The following is a 20,598-nucleotide window of genomic DNA, read 5'->3' as shown; positions in this document are numbered from 1 at the left end:
AGACCGTAAGGGTTTGCAGTTTTTTTATTACATATATTACATAGGAAATTATTTACCTTTAAGGAAAAATGTGGTAATATGCTGAAAGAATGAGAGTAATTTAAGAGGCATGAGCAAATGGGTTTTTTAAATCAGCTATTAAAGTACAAAAATATATGTATTCAATGTCATAACAGTCCAGATGCAGATGCACTGGCTGCGGCATATGGGGTGTATACATATTTAAAACTACACGATATCAATGTGTCAATTATTTACAGTGGAGATTATGAAATCCAAAAAAAAGATCTTTTGTACATGATTGATATCTGTGAGATTCCGGTAGAATACGTAAAAGAGTTACCAAAGACAGATCTTCTACTGCTGGTTGATGGGCAATATGGAAGAGGAAATGTATATCGTTTTGAAGCGGATAATATAGCAATGATCGATCATCATATGCCTTCCATGAAAAAAACAGAAAATGCTTTTATTGACTATTCTTATCAAAGCTGTTCTACAATTGTCTGGGAACTTTTGAAAGAAGAAGGATATGATGTAAAGGCGAATGAAAAGTTAAGTATTGCATTTTTATATGGATTGTATACAGATACTTCTTCCTATGTAGATTTGTACAAGAAGCATGACATTGCGATGCGCGATGAGTTAAGCAAAGATTATCCGGAACTGGAACGGTTAAAAAAATCATCCATGAGTCTGGAGGACCTCATGATTGCAGGAGAAGCTTTGTACCATGCATATTTTGATAAAAAGAAGCAATATCTTTTGATCAGTGCAATGCATTGTGAGCAATCAGTGCTTGGAATCATTGGTGATATGGCGATAAAGGTTGATGTTGCCAAAGTTAGCATTGCATATACGGATATTGACACTGGATATCAGGTTTCAATAAGAAGCGCGGATCGGGAGTATCTTGCAAATGAAGTGGCAGAAAAGCTCTGCGATGGAATCGGAAGCGGTGGTGGCCATATAGATAAAGCCGGCGGTGTGATTTCAAGAGATTGTATCTGCGAAAGTTATGCAGGATGGGAAATTGCAGACATTATCAAAGAGAGAATGGAAAAAATCATGAAATAAAAAAAGAAACAGTGGTTTACAAAAAAGGAAGTAAACCGCTGTTTCTTTCTATAATGATGTTAGAATTCCCTGTTCTGATAGAATTTTATGGATAGAATCCAGGAAATTATATACAGTAATAAACCTATGAAAAAAAGAATCAAAATATAGTCACTTCGGAAAGGGAAATGTGCAAGTCCGAGAGGCAAATTTTTTATGACAGATTGCAACGAACCAAGCAATGCGAAAAATAAAATAAATCCAATATAATAAGCAAACCGACCTTTCTCAGCACCTAGTTTGAAGGTAAACGGAAACATAAAGGCAGGTGGCAGTAATCCGGTTATAAAGATAATTGTAAAAATAGTAAGAAGACCGGAAATATGAAAGTTGTGTCTTATAATCATGTTGATTGTTTGCACTACTTCAACAATGATGGCAGAAAGTGTAAGGGTACATACTGTTAAAATATATTTGGAGGATACAATTTCTTTCCGGCTACAGGGAAAGGTACAGGCATAGAGACTCCAATTTGATTTTTCATCGTAAGAAAGCAGGTTTACCGGGATAATACTGGAAATTGTAATAGGATATAATGCAAAAAACAGATTGTTATTCCATGCTCCGGCAAAGGAAAATACAATAATCAGAATAAAAAATAAACGACAATATTTTATCATCAGATAAAGATCTTTACGAAGTAATCCTTTCATATTCAGTGAACCCCCTTTATCATAAAAATAAACAAATCTTCTATACTGATCGGATGTACCTTAAATCCTTCCGGAATCTGATCTCGAAGAACTACTGCTTCTACATTGTAAGAAGAGTATTTGACTCCGATGACCGCAGATTGATTGAGTTCCTGAAGCTGTTCCTCTGTACATTGAATGATACCGTATTTTTCCAGAAGCCGGTCTTTTTCTTCGAAAAGAACAAGGTTACCTTTATGAAGAAAGGCAACATAATCACAAATTTTCTCCAGATCACTTACAATATGGGAAGAAATTAAAATTGCATGAGATTCATCTCTGGTAAAATCATTGAAAATATCAAGGATTTCATCGCGCATTACAGGATCAAGACCGCTTGTTGCTTCATCAAGGATCAGAAGTTTAGGATGATGAGAGAGAGCAACTGCAATTCCCAGTTTCATCTTCATTCCTTTTGAAAACTTACCAAATTCTTTTTTATTTGGAAGGTTAAATTTTTGGAGATATTGGTCGTATAGAGAAGGATCCCAGTTGTGGAAAATATCCTTCATAATGCGTCCAATCTGTAAAGGAGTCAGGCATTCCTGAAAACCAACTTCATCTAATACAACGCCAATTTCTTCTTTCAAGATAGTAGTAGCAGAAGTGCAGTCTCTTCCAAGAATTCGAATCGAACCGCTGTCTTTTTTTATGATATCCAGAATTAGTTTAATGGTGGTAGTTTTTCCGGCACCATTTTCACCGATGAGTCCTAAGATACATCCACTGGGAAGAGTGAGATTTAGATGATTCAGGGAAAATCCAGGATAGTTCTTATTCAAATCGTTTATTTCTAAAGCATTTGTTTCAAATGTGGTCATAAGCTATTCCTCCATCATGAAATGAAGCATCTCAGTAAGTTCCTGTTCGCTTAGATTACAGGAAGCTGCAAGATGTACTATTTTTTCCATGTAGTCTTCAATTTTTTTCAGATTTGTTTCACGCAAAAGATCCGTATTAAGTGGAGCAACGAAACAGCCCTTTGCTGCAATCGTGTAAATAAAACCTTCTTTTTCCAGTTCATCGTAAGCCCGCTTGGTTGTTACGACACTGATTCGTAGATCTTTGGCAAGGCTTCGAATGGAAGGAAGAGCTTCGTCAGATGGCAATGTTCCACTTATAATTTGCGATTTGAGTTGTGTAAAAATCTGTTCATAGATGGGTGCACCACTTTTGTTATCTATGAATATATTCACGTTTTCACCTCGCTTAAAATGTTATAACTGTATATATACAGTATATACAGTTAGCGAAGGTGTGTCAAGAGAAACAATCCTGCTTGTATAGAAATTTGATTCATGGTATGATAATTTTTATAGATTAAACGGAATTACCAGTCGAATAATATCTGGAGAAATCAATGTATGAAGAGTAGGAGAATAAATATAATGATTTCTCTGATTAAAGTTATGGTAGTGGGAGGAAGGAAAAATGCAGACTTTTGCGAATACAGGAATAAAAACGGAAGTTATAGACGAAATTATTTCATTTGCAAAAAAACATGATATACATTGTGTAGCAGTCATGGAAGATGATGAAAGAAATATTGGAGATACATGGATTTGCAGAAGGAGCAACAGATTCTCCGAAAATGATTCTCAAAACAGTATATAAAGCAGGTATGATAAAGGATGAAGAACTATGGTTATCTGCATTACAAGAAAGAAATAATGTAATACATTCTTATAACCGAAAGATTGCAATGGGGATTATTACGCAGGCAAAACAGAAGTTTTATAAAATGTTCTGTGAATTAAAAGAAGAAATTGACAGGAATTGGATATAGTAGTCAGGAGCATAAAATGAATACAAATGAAATCAAGATCCGTCCGGCAACCGAAGCGGACGCAGCAGAAATTTTAAGTATCTATGCACCATATATAACGGACACAGCAATTACATTTGAATATGATGTTCCGACACTGGAAGAGTTTACCGGACGGATTCGTCACACACTGAAAAAATATCCGTATCTGGTGGCAGTAAGAGACAGCGAGATTATCGGTTATGCATATGCAGGAGCTTTTTATGGACGGGCTGCATATGACTGGTCGGCAGAAACTACGATTTATGTAAAGAAGGGTTGCAGGCACAGTGGTGTTGGAAAACTGCTTTATCAGGCACTTGAAACTGCACTGAAAGCACAGAATATCATCAATCTATATGCATGCATTGGATATCCGGAAGAAGACGATGAATATCTGACAAAGAACAGCAAGCAGTTCCATGAACATCTGGGATACCGTTTGATCGGAGAATTCCGGAAGTGTGGTTATAAATTTGGGCGTTGGTACCATATGGTCTGGATGGAGAAGATGATAGGAGAACATCCGGAGAAACCGGAGCAGGTAAAGAGATTTTCAGAAATATAGTGATGGAAATTAAAAAACGGGAGAATGCTGTTTGAAAATGCATTCTCCCGTTTCTCAATATTGTTATGAGAGCATCTCTTCGATCTTCGCCTGCATTTCAGCGACGGTATGCTTTCGTGACCGGGCACATTCCTGTGCCTGACAGCCGCAGATCAAACATTTGCGGTAGACGCCGCGGGAGAGTTTTTCTCCGTCTGTTCCAATCACATCCATATCAAAAAGACGTCCGAAGGGATGGCTTTCTTCGAGTTCTGTTGTTAGTTCTTTAATTTTATCTGCCGGATAGTCGACTGTAAGAATAATTTCATTTCCAGTCTTCTCATCAAACTCAGTTTGGGTAAGAATCGGAATGTTCTCTTTTTGTAATACAGCAAAAAGTGCTTCCTTTCCGGAAAGGAATGCTTTTTTGATCTGTTCATTCGTCTTTATAGGTCCCGGAATATTCATGCAGAATGAAATCACTGGGCAATGATATCTTTGAATATATTCATTTTGTATATTAACGCGGCGCTCGCGGCAGGCGAGCATGTCGGTTAATACTACTTCCTGTCCTTTCATAGCAGATCCTCCTAATAATGAATAACATTTTCTTGTTGTCTGATCCGTTCGATTACAGGAATTGCTTCCGGACTTTTGAAATAATCCAGTGTGGTTTGCGGTACCAGCTTCGAAAGGGTATCATAGTCACCATTTTGCAGGGCAAGACGTACATTGGAAGCGCTGATCGGTGTATCCTCACAGGTCTTTCTTGGGACAACGATACATTCGATGCCCTGTTCCGGTAATTTTTCAGACATGATCCGGTTATAGATTCCGGTAACCAGGCTAGTAGGCTCTTCCCCTACGTAACGGCGAGTGATACTGAGCACCTTTGCAATCTGCGTAAATACCGTCAGGTCCAGCATGGCGTGGCTTTCAATCACTGCATTCTCATCTTTCTGGAAATAGCTTGGAAAAGTAGCATTGCTGATAATATATGGACCACTGTCGTGATAACAGATGTTTTTCAAGTGTGCTGTTCCTTTCATGACGAGTTGTTTTCTGATCTTGAATGGAACCAGGCTGGCATCTTCACTGACAATGAAGAGATGAAGCAGATCATTTTCAGCAGCCGCTTTTTCTACAAGATACTGGTGTCCGAGGGTAAACGGGTTGGCGTTCATGACGAGAGCAGCAATCTTTCTGGTGGGAGTCTCAGCAGTCAATTCTTCTGGAAGTGCATCTTTTGCAAAAGTACGCAGATAATTCTGAAATCCGGTTTTTCGGTTTTCCATGAAGACAATCTGTCCATCGATCCGGGCAATTTCATAGAATCCAAGATCACCGAAGAACTTGGCAGAATTACATTTGGTGTAAAGAAAAAGGTGTGTATTCCCTCTTGAAAACTGAAATTCAATCAGATGAGAGACGATGGAATTCATCAGTCCTTCTCCCTGATGTTCATGGCTTACGGCAAAACATCGTAAGGTGTTGCCAAAACAGCTTCCTGTTGCGATAATGTGCATCTCATCGTCATACATGCCGCAGGTGTAATCCAGGTTAGCATCTCTGCGGATCCCTTCTGAGATAAGGAGCGCGTCCACTTCATCGTTGGCTCGCTTGTCAGAAGGATAGATTTGAGAAATATAATAATCTGACATAGATAAATTCCTTTCTGCACAATAGCTCAAAATATTTGATGAAATTATTTTAACATGTGTATAGAAAATGTAAAGAGGAGCATGGATTCAAGAAAGAAATCAGGCATTATTCTTAAAAAAATACAAATTGGATTTATGTCATATTGATATGATCACAATATGAATTATGTAATTTACTAATAACCAGGATAACCCTATAATATAGTCGGATAAAAAATAATCGTATGATTTATAGTAAAGGAAGGATAGATATGGCAACCATTTTTCCAAGAGAAGAAAAAGCCGAGATGTTATTTGACAAGATTCTTGCAAACCCGGAGGCATGCAGGCGACTGAAAAGAACTTTTTATGATGCCATTGATTCCGGAGATGAGTTTGTGACAGAGAATCTTCCCGCAAAGCAGTTCACCGCTGCATTATTCGATGCATATGAAAATAAAGATCTGACTGCATTTCTCATGGCTGTGTGCCAAAACAGTATGTTCGATCTTTTAAGAAATGCTTTTCTGATACCGTTTAAATTTAATGCGGATGGACAGACAAATCCTTATTTTTTGACAGATGAAGAGGGAAAGCTTCTGGAAAATCTTCCGATTCATGTAAAGGAAAAAGAATATGAAAAATTTCGAAAAGTTTATCAGAAGCGTGATAAAGTAAAAATGTATCTGGCACATGGATATAAGAAAAGGCATTGTTATGATTCAGAAACAATGGAAACACAGGAATATAAGATGGGAGAGCATAACGGAATACTTCTGGTTTATGAACTTCCGGATACCGTAAAAGAAAAAAAGACGGAGGCTGAAGCTTATGCAGCTGTGTGGGATATTATGATGGAACTTCAAAAGGAACTGCCAAGTTCTGTGGTATATTACGGACAGGATTTCTTGCAGGAAGAAGGAAAAAGATTTGATGAAATGGGGGTTTTCCTTCCGCTGGAACACTTTTCTGACAGACTGGAAAGGCATATAGAAAAAGCGGATCAAATTGTATATGGTAAATAAAAAGATGCATCTGGTTGAAAAAAGATCAGATGCATCTTTTTATTTAAAATTCTTTTTTACGTGCAATAACGGAATGTCTTGTCTGTCAGAATTCTTGCAAAGATAAGTCCAAGAGGCAAGGCAAGAATGATAAGTATTGCAGCTGCAAACCAGGATGTAGAGGTTTGCAGAGACATCACTCCAAGATTATAGATTGCCCGGTAAAGATAAAGTCCCGGTACCATGATGACAATAGAAGGTACAGTCAGAGAAATTCTCGGGTAACCGATTTTGCTTTTTAATACAGAAGCCAGAATTCCGGCAGTCAGGGCACCGATAAAAGCTGCGGCTGCAGGAGGCAGAGAGGCCAAGTCTACCAGTTCAAGACGGAGTGTATTGGCAATTGCTCCAATGATACCGGCTGTGGCAGAGAGTTCTTTAGGACTGTTGAACATAACAGAAAAGCCGAACACCCCGCAGAAGCTGGCGAGAAGCCGGAATAGTATATGTTGCCAGAGTGCGAGAGAAAGAGGTGGGAAATCACTTGGCTTTAAATGAAGGATAAGTGCCATGATCCAGGCGGTCAAGGTTGCGACAAGAATGATGATCATTGCGTAAGCAAGTCGTTCCAGGCCGGATCGCATATCCAGTTTTGCAAGGTCGATTCCGCTGGTGATAAATGGAAAACCGGGAATGATGAAAAGCATAGAGCATATATATCCGGCTTCATGAGCAAGAGAAATGCCGAACAACAGTTCAGTTGTTTTTAAAAGTGTAGCATAGATAAGGCAGGCAGCAGCAACAGAGGCAGTAATGCCTAAGAATAATGTGAAATGATGCTTAGTCAGTTTACATCTTACAAAGTTGCCGATACCGGCACCGAAAAAAGCAAGAAGCATTTCTACCGGTCCGCCACCAAGGAGAAAGGTAAATGCCCCACAGGCAAATGCTGCGGCAAATCCGAGTGCAACTGGAGAGTAAAGGCCATGGATCCGTTCAATCTCATCCAGATAAGAATGAATCTGTTCACCGGAAAGATATTTTTCCTTTGTTGGGAAATCGTTGATGAAGTTTTCCAGTCGGTTCAATTTCGAAGTATTAACACCGGTATTGGTCAGACACAGCGACTGTGAAAAACAGTTTTCACCGTCAAAACAGGTGTATTCAATGGACATCAGGCCGATGTCGGCGGTACAGGTGATTCCCAGTTCTCTGGAAAGGGTATTCATGGAGCTTCGAACACGCCATGCTCCGGTTCCACAGGAAAGAAGCATCATGCCACATCTACCGACAACGGAGGCTTTTTCAATTAGCCCGGCCTTTGTGATAGGAATGGTATCTTCTTTATTCAGTGCATAATCATGCCATAGAATGTCCATATGATTTTTTTCTATTATGCCTTGCTGCATAAATTTCACTTCCTTTTGCTATACCAATAATATATGAACAATATATTAAATATGTATTATTGATATTGATTTATCATAATAAAGTATAATCATCGAAATGCAAAAGTCAATAGAAGAGTTGAGAAATCCTGAAAAAGGATACGGATATGCCAATGTGGATTTAAAAACATGACCGAGGCAATGTGCATAAAATGAAAAACCATTTTTTGTCTAATGTGTATAAGAAAAAGTATGTAGAAAATACCGGCAGTTTTTAAAGTAATAAATGCTAATAAAAAATGCTAATAAGCAAGAAAGCCTGTTTTTCTTGACACTCATTATGTTAGGTGTTACGGTTATTGAGAGTTAAGAAAACTCCGTTTATTTATTAAGAAAATGAATCAATGAGGTGTAAGAACATGCAGGAATTAAAACCGATCAAAGAAGGTAAAGTACGTGAGATTTATGACAATGGCGACAGCCTGATCATGGTTGCAACAGACCGTATCAGCTGCTTTGACGTAATTCTTAACAATGAAGTGACTAAGAAAGGTACTGTTCTGACACAGATGTCAAAATTCTGGTTTGATATGACAGAAGATATTCTTCCGAACCATATGATTTCTGTAGATACAAAAGAGATGCCGGAATTCTTCCAACAGGAGAAATATGAAGGAAAATCCATGATGTGTAAAAAGCTCAACATGCTTCCAATCGAATGTATCGTTCGTGGTTATATCACAGGAAGCGGCTGGAAGAGCTATCAGGAAAATGGCACAGTATGTGGAATTAAACTTCCGGAAGGATTAAAAGAATCTGACAAACTGCCAGAACCGATTTATACACCATCTACAAAAGCTGAGATTGGTGATCATGATGAAAATATCTCTTATGAACAGAGTGTAGATCACCTGGAAAAATATTTTCCGGGAAGAGGAAAAGAATTAGCTGAAAAGCTTCGTGATAACACCATTGCTCTTTACAAAAAATGTGCAGAATATGCACTCAGCAAAGGAATTATCATTGCAGATACCAAATTTGAATTTGGTCTTGATGAAGAAGGCAATATGGTGATTGGTGATGAGATGCTGACACCGGACAGTTCAAGATTCTGGCCGGCGGACGGATATGAACCGGGACACGGACAGCCGTCTTTTGACAAACAGTTTGCACGTGACTGGCTTACAGCTAATCCAGATAACAACTGGACACTTCCACAGGAGATCGTGGATAAGACAATCGAAAAATACCTGCAGGCATATGAGATGCTCACAGGCGAAAAACTTGCATAATTACATCACATGCCATGAGAATAAAATATGACGAAAGGACCGGCGGTTTGAGACTGCCGGTCTTTTTGCACTGGTAAAACTGTCCAGTTTTGGTATAATTAAGACAGAATATCAGTTGCAGAAAAGAAAAAGAAGAAAAAGGAGATATTATGAAACGACCATTTAAGAGAATTTTATACGGTGGAGATTATAACCCGAATCAGTGGGGAAAAGAGATCTGGAAAGAAGATATGCGCATTTTCAAGGATGCCCGGATCAACAGTGCTACGATCAATGTATTTTCGTGGGCGAAGATCCAGCCTTCAGAAGAAATCTATAATTTTACAGAACTGGATGAGATCATTGATATGCTGAGCCGGGAGAACTATGATATCGTGCTTGCAACTTCAACAGGCGCGCTTCCGGCATGGATGGTAAAAAGATATCCGGAAGTAGCGAGAACGGATTACGAGGGACGACATCACAAATTCGGTCAGCGCCACAATGCATGCCCGAATTCTCCGGTGTTTCAGAAGTTTGCATCCCGTCTTGCAGGTAAACTTGCTGAGCGTTACGGGGACAATCCGCATGTGACCTGCTGGCATATCAGCAATGAATACGGTGGAGAATGTTATTGTGAAAACTGTGAAAAAGCGTTCCGCGTATGGCTGCGCGGGAAGTATCAGACTCTGGATGAACTGAACAAAGCATGGAATACCGAATTCTGGGGACATACGATTTATGACTGGGATGAAGTAGTACTTCCGGATGCTCTTGGTGACGGGATTGAAGATGCGGCAGAACCGCATATGACAGCTTTTGCCGGACTATCGATTGATTATTGTCGCTTTAATTCAGACGGAATGCTGAATAACTTCAAGATGGAAAAAGAAGCAATCCGTAAATTTGACAAAGAGACACCGATCACTACAAATATGATGGGAACCTTTAAAGGACTTGATTATTTCAAATGGGCAAAGGAAATGGATGTGATCTCCTGGGATAATTATCCTTCTTATAATACACCATGGAGTCTGGTCGCAATGAAGCATGATTTGATGCGTGGACTCAAAGATCAGCCGTTTATGCTGATGGAACAGACACCGAGCCAACAGAATTGGCAGCCATATAACTCACTTAAACGTCCGGGTCAGATGCGCGCGCAGAGCTATCAGACCATGGCGCACGGTGCGGATACAATCCAGTTCTTTCAGTTGCGCCGAAGTGTAGGCGGATGTGAGAAGTTCCACGGAGCAGTCATTGCTCATGCCGGAACGGAAAATACAAGAGTGTTCCGCGAAGTGAAACAGTTAGGTGAAGAATTGGAAAAACTGAGTAATGTGATTCCGGGAACTGTTAATGAAGCAGAGGTCGGTGTAATCTTTGACTGGGATAACTATTGGGCATTGGAATACACAAGTGGACCATCCATCAGTCTCAAATATGTGGATCAGATCCATCGGTATTACCGCTATTTCTATGATCATAATATGGGGGTTACAATGATTCCGGTAGATGCAGATTTTTCTAAATATAAGATGATTGTAGCACCGGTTCTTTATATGGTAAAACCGGGGATGAAGGAAGCACTGGAGAAATATGTAAAAAATGGCGGTATTCTGGTGACGACTTATATGAGTGGTATCGTTGGTGAGTCGGACAATGTATATCTGGGCGGATATCCGGGACCATTAAAAGAGATGGCCGGTATCTGGGTAGAAGAAATTGATGCTCTTGCGCCGGAACAGTATAATATAGTAACTTTTAAGGACGGAAGCCAGAGTAAATGTAAGATCGTCTGTGATCTGATGCATCTGGAAGGTGCGGAGGCACTGGGTGAATATGCCGAAGATTTCTATGCAGGCATGCCGGCAGTGACCAGACATGATTATGGAAAAGGAAAATTATATTATATTGGAAGCTGTATGGAAGTTGTTGGAACAGATAAGATTCTTACTATGGCAGCAGAAGATGCCAGGGTAAATCCGGTTGCAGAAAATGGTAACGGACTGGAGATTGTAAAACGTAACGGAGAAGAGAAGAGTTTCTACTTTGTGATGAACTTTAAGGATGAAGATCTGAAAATTCCGGAAGAATTTGCAGGAAAGATGGATCTATTAAGTGGAAATGCTGTAGAAAAGGGAGAAATGCTTCCGAAGTTTGGGGTGAAGATTCTAGAAGAATAAAAAATTTGAGAGAAATATAAAAAGAAACAGGAAGTTCAGACAGATGCTAAAGCAAAGCTGTCTGGGATTTCTGTTTCTTTTTATTTAACAGGAAGATGTCAGGAGAGATGCTGTTTGGATTGTACAAAAATAAAAACATAGTTTTCATACTTGGCATATATGTTATAAGACGATATAATTCAAAACAACAAAAACCTATTAAATAGATAGGTAAACAAGGAAAAGAAATATCTTTCCAGTGGAATTTATTCGGATGAAACGAAGAGATAGAAGAAGAGAGGATTTTTCATGCGGCTGAAAAATCCTCTCTTTTTCTATTCTTCAATCACCTGGATTTCCAGAAAATCAAAATCAATTGAATCCACGAAACTGTCCTGATAGAATCTCGCTTTGGAATGCCGCTTGAATTCGTTGATATTCACATCCAGCCAGATCGGTTTGCTGAGATCAAATTCATAGCAGATTTCATCCAGAGCATTGAAAATCTTGTGGGTTCTTGTATCGTCGCTGTCATCACAGATGGTGGTGTCTTTGATCATATGATTGTCTTTAAATTCTTTTCCCCATAAGCGGAACATGGTAAAATCCTCCTTATAATAAATATGAAAAATGCCGGTCAGGCGAAGAATGTTTTTGTATCAAGTGATTTTCAGTATAGCGGATTTAGGGGAGAAAGTAAAGGAGACAGATTTTATTCTATGATTCTCTGATATGATGTGCTATATTGATACTAAAGTTTATGAAAGAAAGAGAATCATTTTCAATAACATGGAATAGGATAGAGAAAAAAGACAGGAAATCAGAAAAATGTCTGGAATAAAACGAGAAACTATAATCCGGGTTATACTGGGAATCTGTATGATATTTGTATCGATTGGTATGATATATGGTAAGTCCAAAGCCGGGAACGCAGATGAAAAAGGCAGAACCTATATAGAAGAATCAGAAAAAACTGCAAAGCAGAAGAACACAGAGAAAAGCAGGAAAGACAGCACGGAATCAACAAAGGCAGACAGCACAATTAAAGCCCAGATGACAGAAGTGCAGCAGCTATCAGACACCGAAGCAAAAGCCATTGCCGAGGCAGAAGCGGTAGAAGCATCCATCCAGCCGGGACAGTATCCGGTGATGGGGATCAGCAGTATCCGCGCATGGCAGCTGGTGAACTATTTTAAGTCGCACGGAAGTACCTACCCGGCAGAAGTTCTGGCGCAGGGAGGCGCCCCTGATATCGAGACATTTGCGCAGATGTATTATGAAGAAGCCACGGCAGAAGGCGTTCGTCCCGAGGTTGCATTTGCACAGGCGATGAAAGAGACAGGCTGGCTACAGTACGGCGGGGATATGCAGATCACCCAGTATAATTTTGCCGGGATCGGGACGACGGGAGGAGGCGTACCGGGAAATTCCTATCCGGATGTCAGAACTGGGATCCGGGCACAGATCCAGCATCTGAAAGCTTATGCGACAGACGAAGCTCTTTCCGGGGAATGTGTAGATGACCGGTACTCTTATGTGCCAAAGGGGAGTGCACCGTATGTGGAATGGCTGGGGCAGAAAGAAAATCCGGAAGGGTATGGCTGGGCAACGGGTGAACGTTATGGATACGACATTGTAGAAATGATTCATGCAATGCGAAAATAAAAGAAATGTGTCAGATTGAGATTATCTAATTTATTAAAATACTATGAAGCTTGCCCGGGCTGTATAGATTTCAAAGAGAAAAAATGGTATACTGATTTTACTTTCGGGACGAAAAAGGGAGATAGATTCCGGAGGGAAGTATACATAAAAAGGGGAGATTACATGCAGTCAGCAATGAAGTATTACGATGATGTAGACAGCTGGAAGACCGTCATGTTTCTTTACAATTCCGCATTGAAAGAAGTAGGGACGAAGCTGGAGATACTGAACGATGAATTTCAACATGTACACAGATATAATCCGATCGAGCATATCAAGACTAGGATCAAATCCGCAGAAAGTATTGTGAAAAAGCTGAAGCGGTACGGATATGAGACAAGTATTGAGAACATGGTACGCTATGTCAATGATATCGCAGGAGTCCGTCTGATCTGTTCGTTTACATCCGATATTTACCGGCTTGCGGAGATGATCGGGAATCAGAGCGACTTAAAGGTTCTGTCGATCAAAGACTATATCAAGAATCCGAAGGAAAGTGGCTACAAGAGCTACCACATGCTGGTGTCCGTTCCGATCTTTCTGTCGGACAGTGTGGTGGATACGAAGGTCGAGATCCAGATCCGGACAATTGCGATGGATTTCTGGGCGAGTCTGGAGCATAAGATTTATTACAAGTTTGAAGGACAGGCACCGGAGTATATCAGCCGGGAACTAAAGGAATGTGCGGATATGGTATCGGCACTGGATGACAAGATGCTGTCACTGAATGAAGCAATTCTGGAATGTCTGAAAGAAGGCGGTGAGAAGCCGGTTCCGGAGAAAACAGAAGAAGTGGATGCGGAGATCATTGAGAATCCTATGATCCGATAAAGAAACACAAGAAAGTAATTATAAGAAAGCAGGAGCAGTCAATTGATTGTTGAGGAGTATACTCAACGTTAACTGACTGCTCCTGCTTTCTTGACACTGAACAGAAAAAATCATATTTAACAAAAACTTTACACAGCCAGGATTTCAGATTTTACAACCATTTTATATGATAGAGACCGTGAAGAAAAGAAAAAACAAAAACACATAAAACGGAGGATTTTAGTATTATGAAATTCAGAAAATTAATGGCAGTAGCACTTGTAACAGCAGTGGCAGCAACAATGGCAGTTGGATGCGGAGGATCATCATCTGACAAGAGCGCAGAGGACAGTACGGATAACAGCAGCGCAGATAGCGGAAGTGATTTTGATACATCAAATGATATCACAATCGTATCCCGTGAAGATGGATCCGGTACAAGAGGAGCTTTCATTGAGCTGTTCGGAATAGAAGAAAAACAGTCAGACGGAACGAAAGTAGATATGACAACAACAGATGCGCAGATTACAAATAATACATCGGTAATGCTTACAACTGTAGCAGGTGACGAATATGCAATCGGTTATGTATCACTCGGATCTTTAAATGACAGCGTAAAGGCTCTGAAGATTGACGGAGCAGAAGCCACAGCAGACAATATCGAAAATGGTTCTTACAAAGTGTCAAGACCTTTCAATATTGCAGTGAAGAAAGATCTTGATAATGAAGTTGCAAAAGATTTTATGGCATATATTATGAGTACAGAAGGACAGGAAATCGTATCAAATGAAAAATACATTCCGGTATCGGATGTAGAAGCTTATGCAGGATCAAAACCATCTGGAAAATGTGTAGTAGGTGGATCTTCTTCTGTATCACCGCTGATGGAAAAACTGATTGAAGCATATAAGAAAGTAAACCCAAATGCAGACATTGAGCTTCAGACTTCAGATTCTACAACAGGTATGACATCTACGATCGAAGGAAGCTATGACATTGGTATGGCATCCAGAGAACTGAAAGATGACGAAGCTTCAGAACTTGAAGCAACAGTAATCGCAACAGATGGTATTGCAGTGATCGTAAATAAAGCTAACACGGCAGATGAGCTTTCAGCAGATCAGGTAAAATCAATCTATGTTGGGGATGTTACAACATGGGATGAAGTTTCCAAATAAATAAAAGAGGAAATTAAAGAATGAAATCAAAAGCATGGACTGAAAAAGTCATGCAGGGAGTGTTCTTCATTGCCGCCTGCACTTCGGTGCTGGCGGTAGCTCTCATTTGCATTTTCTTGTTTGCAAATGGAATCCCTGCAATCAGACAGATAGGATTTGTAAAATTTATAACCGGTGATATCTGGCGTCCGGGAAATGAACTTTTTGGTATTTTTCCGATGATCATCGGAAGTATCTATGTGACGGCAGGAGCAATTATATTTGGTGTGCCGATCGGAATTCTGACTTCGGTATTTATGGCTATGTATTGCCCGAAGAAAATTTACAGACCGTTAAAAGCAGCAACTGAACTGCTTGCGGGAATTCCGTCAGTTGTATATGGTTTCTTCGGCATGGTGATCGTAGTTCCGATCATTCGGGACTTTGGAAGAACTTTAAAGATGATGGGACTGGTTGAAAAATCCGGAGATGGAAAAGGAATCCTGACTACATCAATTGTACTTGGTATGATGATCCTTCCAACGATCATCGGGACAACAGAAAGTGCAATGCGTGCAGTGCCACCACAGTACTATGAAGGCTCGCTGGCACTTGGCGCAACCCAGGAAAGAAGTATTTTCAAAGTTGTGATTCCGGCGGCAAAGTCCGGTGTGATCACAGGAATCGTACTTGGAATCGGACGTGCGATCGGTGAGACTATGGCAGTTATTATGATCGCAGGAAACCAGCCTAGACTGGTCAATAATATTCTGCTCGGTGTCCGTACTCTGACTGGTAATATTGTAATTGAGATGGGATATGCGACCGGACTTCACAGGGAAGCGCTGATTGCTACAGGAGTTGTACTTTTTGTATTTATCCTGATCATCAATTTTAGTGTTGCGCTGCTTAAGAGGAGGGGTGAACATGAGTAATCAGATGAAAAAACCTGTTGGAGTCAACCGGGAAAATTTTGCAGATAAGGTAAAGAGCTATTTAAGACATCCGGGGTCCATGATTTTGATGCTTCTGGTAATGATTGCAGCATTTATCACATTTGCACTGCTTTTGTTCCTGATCTTTTATATTCTGGTAAATGGAATTCCGTATATCAAGCCGTCTCTGTTCTCGTTACATTATACATCAGAGAATGCATCTGTTATACCGGCGCTGATCAATACGGTCGTTATGACACTGCTTTCTCTTCTGATTGCAGTACCATTCGGAATCTTTTCCGCAATCTTCCTCGTAGAATATGCAGGAAAAGGCAATAAATTTATCGAAGTGATCCGCCTGACGACGGAGACTCTTTCGGGCATTCCGTCTATCGTATATGGTCTGTTTGGTATGCTGTTCTTTGTGAATACGCTGAAATGGGGATTTTCCGTTCTGGCAGGTGCATTTACTTTATCGATCATGATTCTTCCGCTGATCATGCGCCAGACAGAAGAAGCACTTAAAGCAGTTCCGGATTCTTACAGAGAAGGAAGCTTTGGACTTGGAGCCGGAAAGCTCCGTACTGTATTCCGTATCGTGCTTCCATCGGCAGTTCCTGGAATCCTTGCGGGTGTGATCCTTGCCATTGGACGTATCGTAGGAGAGACGGCAGCACTGATTTATACAGCAGGAACGGTTGCACAGGTGCCAAAGAATGTACTTGGTTCCGGTCGGACACTGGCAATTCATATGTATATGCTGTCAAGCGAAGGGCTGTATATGAACCAGGCGTATGCGACAGCTGTTATTTTGCTTGTACTGGTTGTTGCGATCAACACCCTTTCCGGTGTGGTTGCGAAGAAACTGACGAAAGCATAGAGAGGAAAAGAAAATGTCAAAGATAAGTGTAAAAAATCTTGATTTATATTATGGCGATTTCAAGGCACTGAAAAACATTAACCTTGAGATCGAGCCAAATAAGATCACCGCGTTTATCGGACCGAGTGGTTGTGGTAAATCCACACTTCTCAAGTCGATCAACCGTATGAATGATCTGGTAGAAGGATGCCGGATTGACGGCGAAATCCTTCTGGATGGACAGAATATTTTTAAAGGAATGGACGTAAATGTCCTGAGAAAAAGAGTCGGAATGGTATTCCAGAAACCAAATCCATTCCCGATGAGCATTTATGATAATATTGCTTACGGACCGAGAACGCATGGAATCCGTTCAAAGGCAAAACTGGATGATATTGTAGAAAAATCACTGCGTAATGCAGCTATCTGGGACGAGTGTAAGGACCGTCTGAAAAAGAGTGCACTTGGCATGTCCGGTGGACAGCAGCAGAGACTTTGTATTGCACGTGCACTTGCAGTAGAACCGGAAGTACTTCTGATGGATGAACCGACTTCCGCACTGGATCCGATCTCAACATCCAAGATAGAAGACCTTGCGATGGAATTGAAAAAAGATTATACTATCGTTATGGTAACACATAATATGCAGCAGGCAGTCCGAGTGTCGGACAATACCGCATTTTTCCTTCTTGGAGAAGTTGTAGAATATAATGATACTGAAAAATTATTCTCGATTCCGTCCGATAAGAGGACAGAAGATTATATTACAGGGAGGTTTGGTTAAATGCGGAACAGATTTGACAGACAGCTGGAAGAACTTAATGAGATGCTTATTCATATGGGAGAACTTTGCGAGACGGCAATTGAGGAAGCAACAGGAGCCCTGGAAGGGCATGATATTGCCAGAGCAAAGGCTGTCATTACAGCAGACAGCGAGATCGATCAGATGGAAAAAGAAATTGAAAATCTCTGCCTGAAGCTTTTACTTCAGCAGCAGCCGGTAGCGCGGGATCTGCGAAGAATCTCGGCATCACTTAAGATGATCACGGATATGGAACGTATCGGAGATCAGACTGCGGATATCGCAGATATTGTGATCGCAACAAAATCAACAGAGGAAAAGAATCTGAAGGATATTAACCGGATGGCAGAGGCGACTGTAAAGATGGTAAGAGACAGTGTATCTGCCTATGTACAGAAAGATCTGGAGCTTGCAAGAAGAGTCATGGTAGCAGATGATGAGGTAGATGATCTTTTTGATCTGGTAAAAGGAGATCTGGTAAAATTTATTTCCGATCACAAAGGAAGTGCCGGAGATGAGGCAATCGACCTGATCATGATCGCAAAATATCTGGAGAGGATCGGAGATCATGCAACAAATATTGCAGAGTGGGTTGAATTTTCAATTACAGGTATTCATGCAGGCGGAACTGCAATCTAAAAGAAATTAAAGGAGAACGAGAATGATTTTTTGTGTGGAGGATGAAGCGAACATCCGGGAATTAGTAGTATATACACTTGAAACTACGGGATTTGAGGCCCGTGGATTTGAAGAAGGCACATCATTCTTTGAAGCTCTGGCAGAGGAACTGCCAGAGCTGATTTTGCTTGATATCATGCTCCCGGGAGAAGATGGAATGGAGATCCTGAAGAAGCTGAAGACTTCCGGGAGAACCAAAGATATTCCGGTCATCATGGTTACGGCAAAGGGTGCAGAATATGACAAGGTCATGGGATTGGATGCGGGAGCAGATGATTATGTGACCAAACCATTTGGAATGATGGAACTGGTATCCAGAATCCGTGCAGTACTCAGACGGACATCGAAAAAAGAAGAGGATGATACCTATGTGCTGGGTGAGATCCGCATGAACCGTAAAAAGCATGAAGTAACGGTAGCGGGAGAACCGGTAGCATTAACATTGAAAGAATATGAGCTATTGAGAAAACTTATGGAGAATCAGAATATTGTTCTGACAAGAGATAAATTACTGGAAGAAATCTGGGGATATGATTTTGACGGTGAGACCAGAACGGTAGATGTCCATGTAAGAACCTTGCGCCAGAAGCTGGGACAGGCAGGAGAATATATTGAGACTGTCCGGGGGGTTGGATACCGTATAGGAGAGATCGATGCGAAATAGAATCCAGAAAAGTATGATTTTTGTGGTTACGATGTCACTCCTGATCTCGTATATTCTGGTTACTCTGGTTATTTACCGGCAGGCGCTGGATATCCGGCGCAGTGAACTGGTTCAGGAGGCAGAATATATCCGGGCGGCAATAGATATATCCGGAGAAGAATATTTTGGCACCATGGATAAGGTCAGTAGGCGCACCAGGGTAACATGGATCGATAAAGACGGAAAAGTACTTTATGATACCGGAAATGATCAGGAAACGCTGGCAAACCACAAATCAAGAAAAGAATTCAAAGAGGCATTGGCAAATGGCAGTGGGCAGGATATCCGTATGTCAGACAGCAAAGGACAGGAGATGTACTATTATGCGTTGAAGATGGATGATAGCTCTGTCCTGCGTGTGTCAAGAGGCATGGATACGGTCTGGAATACAGCATTTATGATCTTACCGTATATGATTGCGATCGGGGTCATGATGGGGTGTGTTGCATGGTTTATGACAAGGCATCAGGTGAAAAGGCTGATTGCACCGATTAACAATTTGGATCTGGAAGAACCACTGGAAAATGATGTATATGAAGAGTTGCATCCGCTGCTTGAAAGAATTGACAGGCAGAATAAAGAAAAAGCAGCAATTGAACAGATGAGGAGAGAATTCTCTGCAAATGTTTCCCATGAGCTGAAGACTCCTCTGACCTCGATTTCGGGATATGCAGAAATTATGATGAACGGTCTTGTAAAATCGGAAGATATGCAGGGATTCAGTGAACGGATCTATAAAGAGGCAAGCAGGATGATCACCCTGGTCGGTGATATTATCAAGCTGTCAAAACTGGATGAGGGCAGTGTGGAGCTTGAAAAAGAGAATGTGGATCTGTATCAGATGACAAGGGAGATCGTGAGCCGTCTGGCACTTCAGGCAGAAAAACACAGAATACAGGTTGAAGTGGTAGGAGAACATGTGGAATGTTTTGGAATCCGTCAGATCCTGGATGAGATGATCTACAACATCTGTGAAAATGCCATCAAATACAATAAAGAAAATGGAAAAGTAAATATCTGGGTTGGAAATACACTGAACGGGAAAAAGGTCATTGTCCAGGATACCGGAATCGGAATCCCAAAAGAGCATCAGGAGCGTATTTTTGAGCGTTTTTACCGGGTGGATAAGAGCCATTCCAGAGAGACCGGCGGAACAGGTCTGGGTCTTTCAATTGTAAAGCATGGAGCACTTTTGCATAACGCAGAAATCCATGTGGAAAGTGAAGAAGGAAAAGGTACAAAAATGGAGCTTATTTTTCATTGTTAAAAAACTGTTTACAATTGGGAAATTAAAGGTATAATGTATAGAAAAAAGCTATGAAA

The 20,598-nt window shown here is 40.6% G+C and carries 22 protein-coding genes; 15 read left to right on the top strand and 7 right to left on the bottom strand.

From position 1 onward, the window contains the following. Positions 1-117: 117 nt before the first annotated feature. Entirely contained in the window at positions 118-1,077 is a 960-nt protein-coding gene (locus PGZ10_RS14510) for a DHH family phosphoesterase (protein WP_270541703.1), read from the top strand. A gap of 59 nt (positions 1,078-1,136) precedes the next feature. Here the strand turns inward: PGZ10_RS14510 and PGZ10_RS16960 are convergent, their stop codons facing one another. From PGZ10_RS16960 to PGZ10_RS14500, 3 genes are read right to left on the bottom strand one after another with little or no spacing between them, the layout of a single operon-like run. Further along, complete coding sequence (locus PGZ10_RS16960) at positions 1,137-1,769, bottom strand: ABC-2 transporter permease (protein WP_117824669.1); 633 nt, start codon at positions 1,767-1,769, stop codon at positions 1,137-1,139. 2 nt (positions 1,770-1,771) lie between these two features. Further along, the gene (locus tag PGZ10_RS14505; RefSeq protein WP_055158176.1) at positions 1,772-2,629 is read right to left on the bottom strand and encodes an ABC transporter ATP-binding protein; all 858 of its coding nucleotides are present in this window, start codon (positions 2,627-2,629) and stop codon (positions 1,772-1,774) included. Positions 2,630-2,632: 3 nt separating this feature from the next. Then, positions 2,633-3,004, bottom strand: coding sequence for a GntR family transcriptional regulator (locus PGZ10_RS14500; protein ID WP_008368544.1), 372 nt, complete (start codon positions 3,002-3,004; stop codon positions 2,633-2,635). A gap of 335 nt (positions 3,005-3,339) precedes the next feature. Between PGZ10_RS14500 and PGZ10_RS14495 the strand changes: the two genes are divergently transcribed. Both PGZ10_RS14495 and PGZ10_RS14490 read left to right on the top strand, forming a co-directional pair. Continuing rightward, entirely contained in the window at positions 3,340-3,594 is a 255-nt protein-coding gene (locus tag PGZ10_RS14495; RefSeq protein ID WP_330414263.1) for an HI0074 family nucleotidyltransferase substrate-binding subunit, read from the top strand. Positions 3,595-3,610: 16 nt separating this feature from the next. After that, on the top strand, positions 3,611-4,180 hold the full coding sequence (locus PGZ10_RS14490) for a GNAT family N-acetyltransferase (RefSeq protein WP_270541701.1): 570 nt from the start codon (positions 3,611-3,613) through the stop codon (positions 4,178-4,180). Positions 4,181-4,243: 63 nt separating this feature from the next. Here PGZ10_RS14490 and citX read toward each other — a convergent pair whose 3' ends face one another. Together citX and citC are read right to left on the bottom strand one after the other, a co-directional pair. Next, on the bottom strand, positions 4,244-4,738 hold the full coding sequence (citX, locus tag PGZ10_RS14485) for a citrate lyase holo-[acyl-carrier protein] synthase (RefSeq protein ID WP_117824666.1): 495 nt from the start codon (positions 4,736-4,738) through the stop codon (positions 4,244-4,246). A gap of 11 nt (positions 4,739-4,749) precedes the next feature. Further along, positions 4,750-5,820 carry a [citrate (pro-3S)-lyase] ligase gene (citC, locus tag PGZ10_RS14480; protein WP_117824665.1) on the bottom strand — a complete coding sequence of 357 codons (1,071 nt, stop codon included), beginning with the start codon at positions 5,818-5,820 and terminating at the stop codon, positions 4,750-4,752. Between the two features lie 251 nt (positions 5,821-6,071). On the opposite strand from citC, the gene PGZ10_RS14475 reads away from it, so the two are divergent. Beyond that, the gene (locus tag PGZ10_RS14475; RefSeq protein WP_117824664.1) at positions 6,072-6,824 is read left to right on the top strand and encodes a DUF4866 domain-containing protein; all 753 of its coding nucleotides are present in this window, start codon (positions 6,072-6,074) and stop codon (positions 6,822-6,824) included. A gap of 56 nt (positions 6,825-6,880) precedes the next feature. Here PGZ10_RS14475 and PGZ10_RS14470 read toward each other — a convergent pair whose 3' ends face one another. Further along, entirely contained in the window at positions 6,881-8,212 is a 1,332-nt protein-coding gene (locus PGZ10_RS14470) for a threonine/serine ThrE exporter family protein (RefSeq protein ID WP_270541700.1), read from the bottom strand. Positions 8,213-8,610: 398 nt separating this feature from the next. On the opposite strand from PGZ10_RS14470, the gene PGZ10_RS14465 reads away from it, so the two are divergent. Next, positions 8,611-9,483: a phosphoribosylaminoimidazolesuccinocarboxamide synthase gene (locus PGZ10_RS14465; RefSeq protein WP_117559144.1), complete on the top strand. Its 873-nt coding sequence runs from the start codon at positions 8,611-8,613 to the stop codon at positions 9,481-9,483. A 149-nt stretch (positions 9,484-9,632) separates the two neighbouring features. Next, positions 9,633-11,648 (top strand): beta-galactosidase, encoded by a 2,016-nt coding sequence (locus PGZ10_RS14460; RefSeq protein ID WP_270541699.1) that lies wholly within the window; start codon positions 9,633-9,635, stop codon positions 11,646-11,648. 314 nt (positions 11,649-11,962) lie between these two features. Here PGZ10_RS14460 and PGZ10_RS14455 read toward each other — a convergent pair whose 3' ends face one another. Continuing rightward, the gene (locus PGZ10_RS14455) at positions 11,963-12,226 is read right to left on the bottom strand and encodes a hypothetical protein (RefSeq protein WP_055158192.1); all 264 of its coding nucleotides are present in this window, start codon (positions 12,224-12,226) and stop codon (positions 11,963-11,965) included. Between the two features lie 229 nt (positions 12,227-12,455). Here PGZ10_RS14455 and PGZ10_RS14450 point away from each other — a divergent pair, with 229 nt between their 5' ends. The 9 genes from PGZ10_RS14450 to PGZ10_RS14410 all read left to right on the top strand — a co-directional run bounded on the left by PGZ10_RS14450 (position 12,456) and on the right by PGZ10_RS14410 (position 20,542). After that, positions 12,456-13,292 (top strand): glucosaminidase domain-containing protein, encoded by an 837-nt coding sequence (locus PGZ10_RS14450; protein WP_270541698.1) that lies wholly within the window; start codon positions 12,456-12,458, stop codon positions 13,290-13,292. A 162-nt stretch (positions 13,293-13,454) separates the two neighbouring features. Then, a complete protein-coding gene (locus PGZ10_RS14445) occupies positions 13,455-14,162 on the top strand; it encodes a GTP pyrophosphokinase (RefSeq protein ID WP_022220501.1) in 708 nt (235 codons plus the stop codon). Positions 14,163-14,389: 227 nt separating this feature from the next. Further along, positions 14,390-15,319, top strand: a complete 930-nt coding sequence (locus PGZ10_RS14440) for a substrate-binding domain-containing protein (RefSeq protein ID WP_270541697.1) — start codon at positions 14,390-14,392, stop codon at positions 15,317-15,319. Positions 15,320-15,339: 20 nt separating this feature from the next. Then, complete coding sequence (gene pstC, locus PGZ10_RS14435) at positions 15,340-16,233, top strand: phosphate ABC transporter permease subunit PstC (protein ID WP_008368514.1); 894 nt, start codon at positions 15,340-15,342, stop codon at positions 16,231-16,233. 4 nt (positions 16,234-16,237) lie between these two features. Beyond that, positions 16,238-17,113: a phosphate ABC transporter permease PstA gene (pstA, locus tag PGZ10_RS14430; protein ID WP_442872548.1), complete on the top strand. Its 876-nt coding sequence runs from the start codon at positions 16,238-16,240 to the stop codon at positions 17,111-17,113. A 13-nt stretch (positions 17,114-17,126) separates the two neighbouring features. After that, positions 17,127-17,876 carry a phosphate ABC transporter ATP-binding protein PstB gene (pstB, locus tag PGZ10_RS14425; protein WP_055158199.1) on the top strand — a complete coding sequence of 250 codons (750 nt, stop codon included), beginning with the start codon at positions 17,127-17,129 and terminating at the stop codon, positions 17,874-17,876. Further along, the gene (phoU, locus tag PGZ10_RS14420) at positions 17,877-18,533 is read left to right on the top strand and encodes a phosphate signaling complex protein PhoU (protein WP_117836255.1); all 657 of its coding nucleotides are present in this window, start codon (positions 17,877-17,879) and stop codon (positions 18,531-18,533) included. 22 nt (positions 18,534-18,555) lie between these two features. Then, the gene (locus PGZ10_RS14415; RefSeq protein WP_055249350.1) at positions 18,556-19,236 is read left to right on the top strand and encodes a winged helix-turn-helix domain-containing protein; all 681 of its coding nucleotides are present in this window, start codon (positions 18,556-18,558) and stop codon (positions 19,234-19,236) included. Further along, the gene (locus tag PGZ10_RS14410; RefSeq protein WP_117836253.1) at positions 19,226-20,542 is read left to right on the top strand and encodes a sensor histidine kinase; all 1,317 of its coding nucleotides are present in this window, start codon (positions 19,226-19,228) and stop codon (positions 20,540-20,542) included. The genes PGZ10_RS14415 and PGZ10_RS14410 overlap by 11 nt, the downstream gene beginning before the upstream one ends. The last annotated feature ends 56 nt before the right edge of the window (positions 20,543-20,598 follow it).

This window comes from Coprococcus sp. AF102-57, assembly GCF_027686195.1.
Taxonomy (GTDB): Bacteria; Bacillota; Clostridia; order Lachnospirales; family Lachnospiraceae; genus Allocoprococcus; species Allocoprococcus comes.
The sequence above is the reverse complement of the archived record's forward strand: the minus strand, read 5'-3'. Positions and strand labels throughout refer to the sequence as shown.

What these genes read in the sequence shown, in the direction of transcription:
- PGZ10_RS14440 (WP_270541697.1), top strand. Translation starts at nt 14,390, where the DNA reads ATGAAATTCAGAAAATTAATGGCAGTAGCACTTGTAACAGCAGTGGCA.
- citX (WP_117824666.1), bottom strand. Translation starts at nt 4,738, where the DNA reads ATGAAAGGACAGGAAGTAGTATTAACCGACATGCTCGCCTGCCGCGAG.
- PGZ10_RS14505 (WP_055158176.1), bottom strand. Translation starts at nt 2,629, where the DNA reads ATGACCACATTTGAAACAAATGCTTTAGAAATAAACGATTTGAATAAG.
- citC (WP_117824665.1), bottom strand. Translation starts at nt 5,820, where the DNA reads ATGTCAGATTATTATATTTCTCAAATCTATCCTTCTGACAAGCGAGCC.
- PGZ10_RS16960 (WP_117824669.1), bottom strand. Translation starts at nt 1,769, where the DNA reads ATGAAAGGATTACTTCGTAAAGATCTTTATCTGATGATAAAATATTGT.
- PGZ10_RS14465 (WP_117559144.1), top strand. Translation starts at nt 8,611, where the DNA reads ATGCAGGAATTAAAACCGATCAAAGAAGGTAAAGTACGTGAGATTTAT.
- PGZ10_RS14455 (WP_055158192.1), bottom strand. Translation starts at nt 12,226, where the DNA reads ATGTTCCGCTTATGGGGAAAAGAATTTAAAGACAATCATATGATCAAA.
- PGZ10_RS14450 (WP_270541698.1), top strand. Translation starts at nt 12,456, where the DNA reads ATGTCTGGAATAAAACGAGAAACTATAATCCGGGTTATACTGGGAATC.
- PGZ10_RS14410 (WP_117836253.1), top strand. Translation starts at nt 19,226, where the DNA reads ATGCGAAATAGAATCCAGAAAAGTATGATTTTTGTGGTTACGATGTCA.
- PGZ10_RS14415 (WP_055249350.1), top strand. Translation starts at nt 18,556, where the DNA reads ATGATTTTTTGTGTGGAGGATGAAGCGAACATCCGGGAATTAGTAGTA.
- PGZ10_RS14490 (WP_270541701.1), top strand. Translation starts at nt 3,611, where the DNA reads ATGAATACAAATGAAATCAAGATCCGTCCGGCAACCGAAGCGGACGCA.
- phoU (WP_117836255.1), top strand. Translation starts at nt 17,877, where the DNA reads ATGCGGAACAGATTTGACAGACAGCTGGAAGAACTTAATGAGATGCTT.
- PGZ10_RS14460 (WP_270541699.1), top strand. Translation starts at nt 9,633, where the DNA reads ATGAAACGACCATTTAAGAGAATTTTATACGGTGGAGATTATAACCCG.
- PGZ10_RS14510 (WP_270541703.1), top strand. Translation starts at nt 118, where the DNA reads ATGGGTTTTTTAAATCAGCTATTAAAGTACAAAAATATATGTATTCAA.
- PGZ10_RS14470 (WP_270541700.1), bottom strand. Translation starts at nt 8,212, where the DNA reads ATGCAGCAAGGCATAATAGAAAAAAATCATATGGACATTCTATGGCAT.
- pstC (WP_008368514.1), top strand. Translation starts at nt 15,340, where the DNA reads ATGAAATCAAAAGCATGGACTGAAAAAGTCATGCAGGGAGTGTTCTTC.
- PGZ10_RS14445 (WP_022220501.1), top strand. Translation starts at nt 13,455, where the DNA reads ATGCAGTCAGCAATGAAGTATTACGATGATGTAGACAGCTGGAAGACC.
- pstA (WP_442872548.1), top strand. Translation starts at nt 16,238, where the DNA reads ATGAAAAAACCTGTTGGAGTCAACCGGGAAAATTTTGCAGATAAGGTA.
- PGZ10_RS14475 (WP_117824664.1), top strand. Translation starts at nt 6,072, where the DNA reads ATGGCAACCATTTTTCCAAGAGAAGAAAAAGCCGAGATGTTATTTGAC.
- pstB (WP_055158199.1), top strand. Translation starts at nt 17,127, where the DNA reads ATGTCAAAGATAAGTGTAAAAAATCTTGATTTATATTATGGCGATTTC.
- PGZ10_RS14495 (WP_330414263.1), top strand. Translation starts at nt 3,340, where the DNA reads ATGATGAAAGAAATATTGGAGATACATGGATTTGCAGAAGGAGCAACA.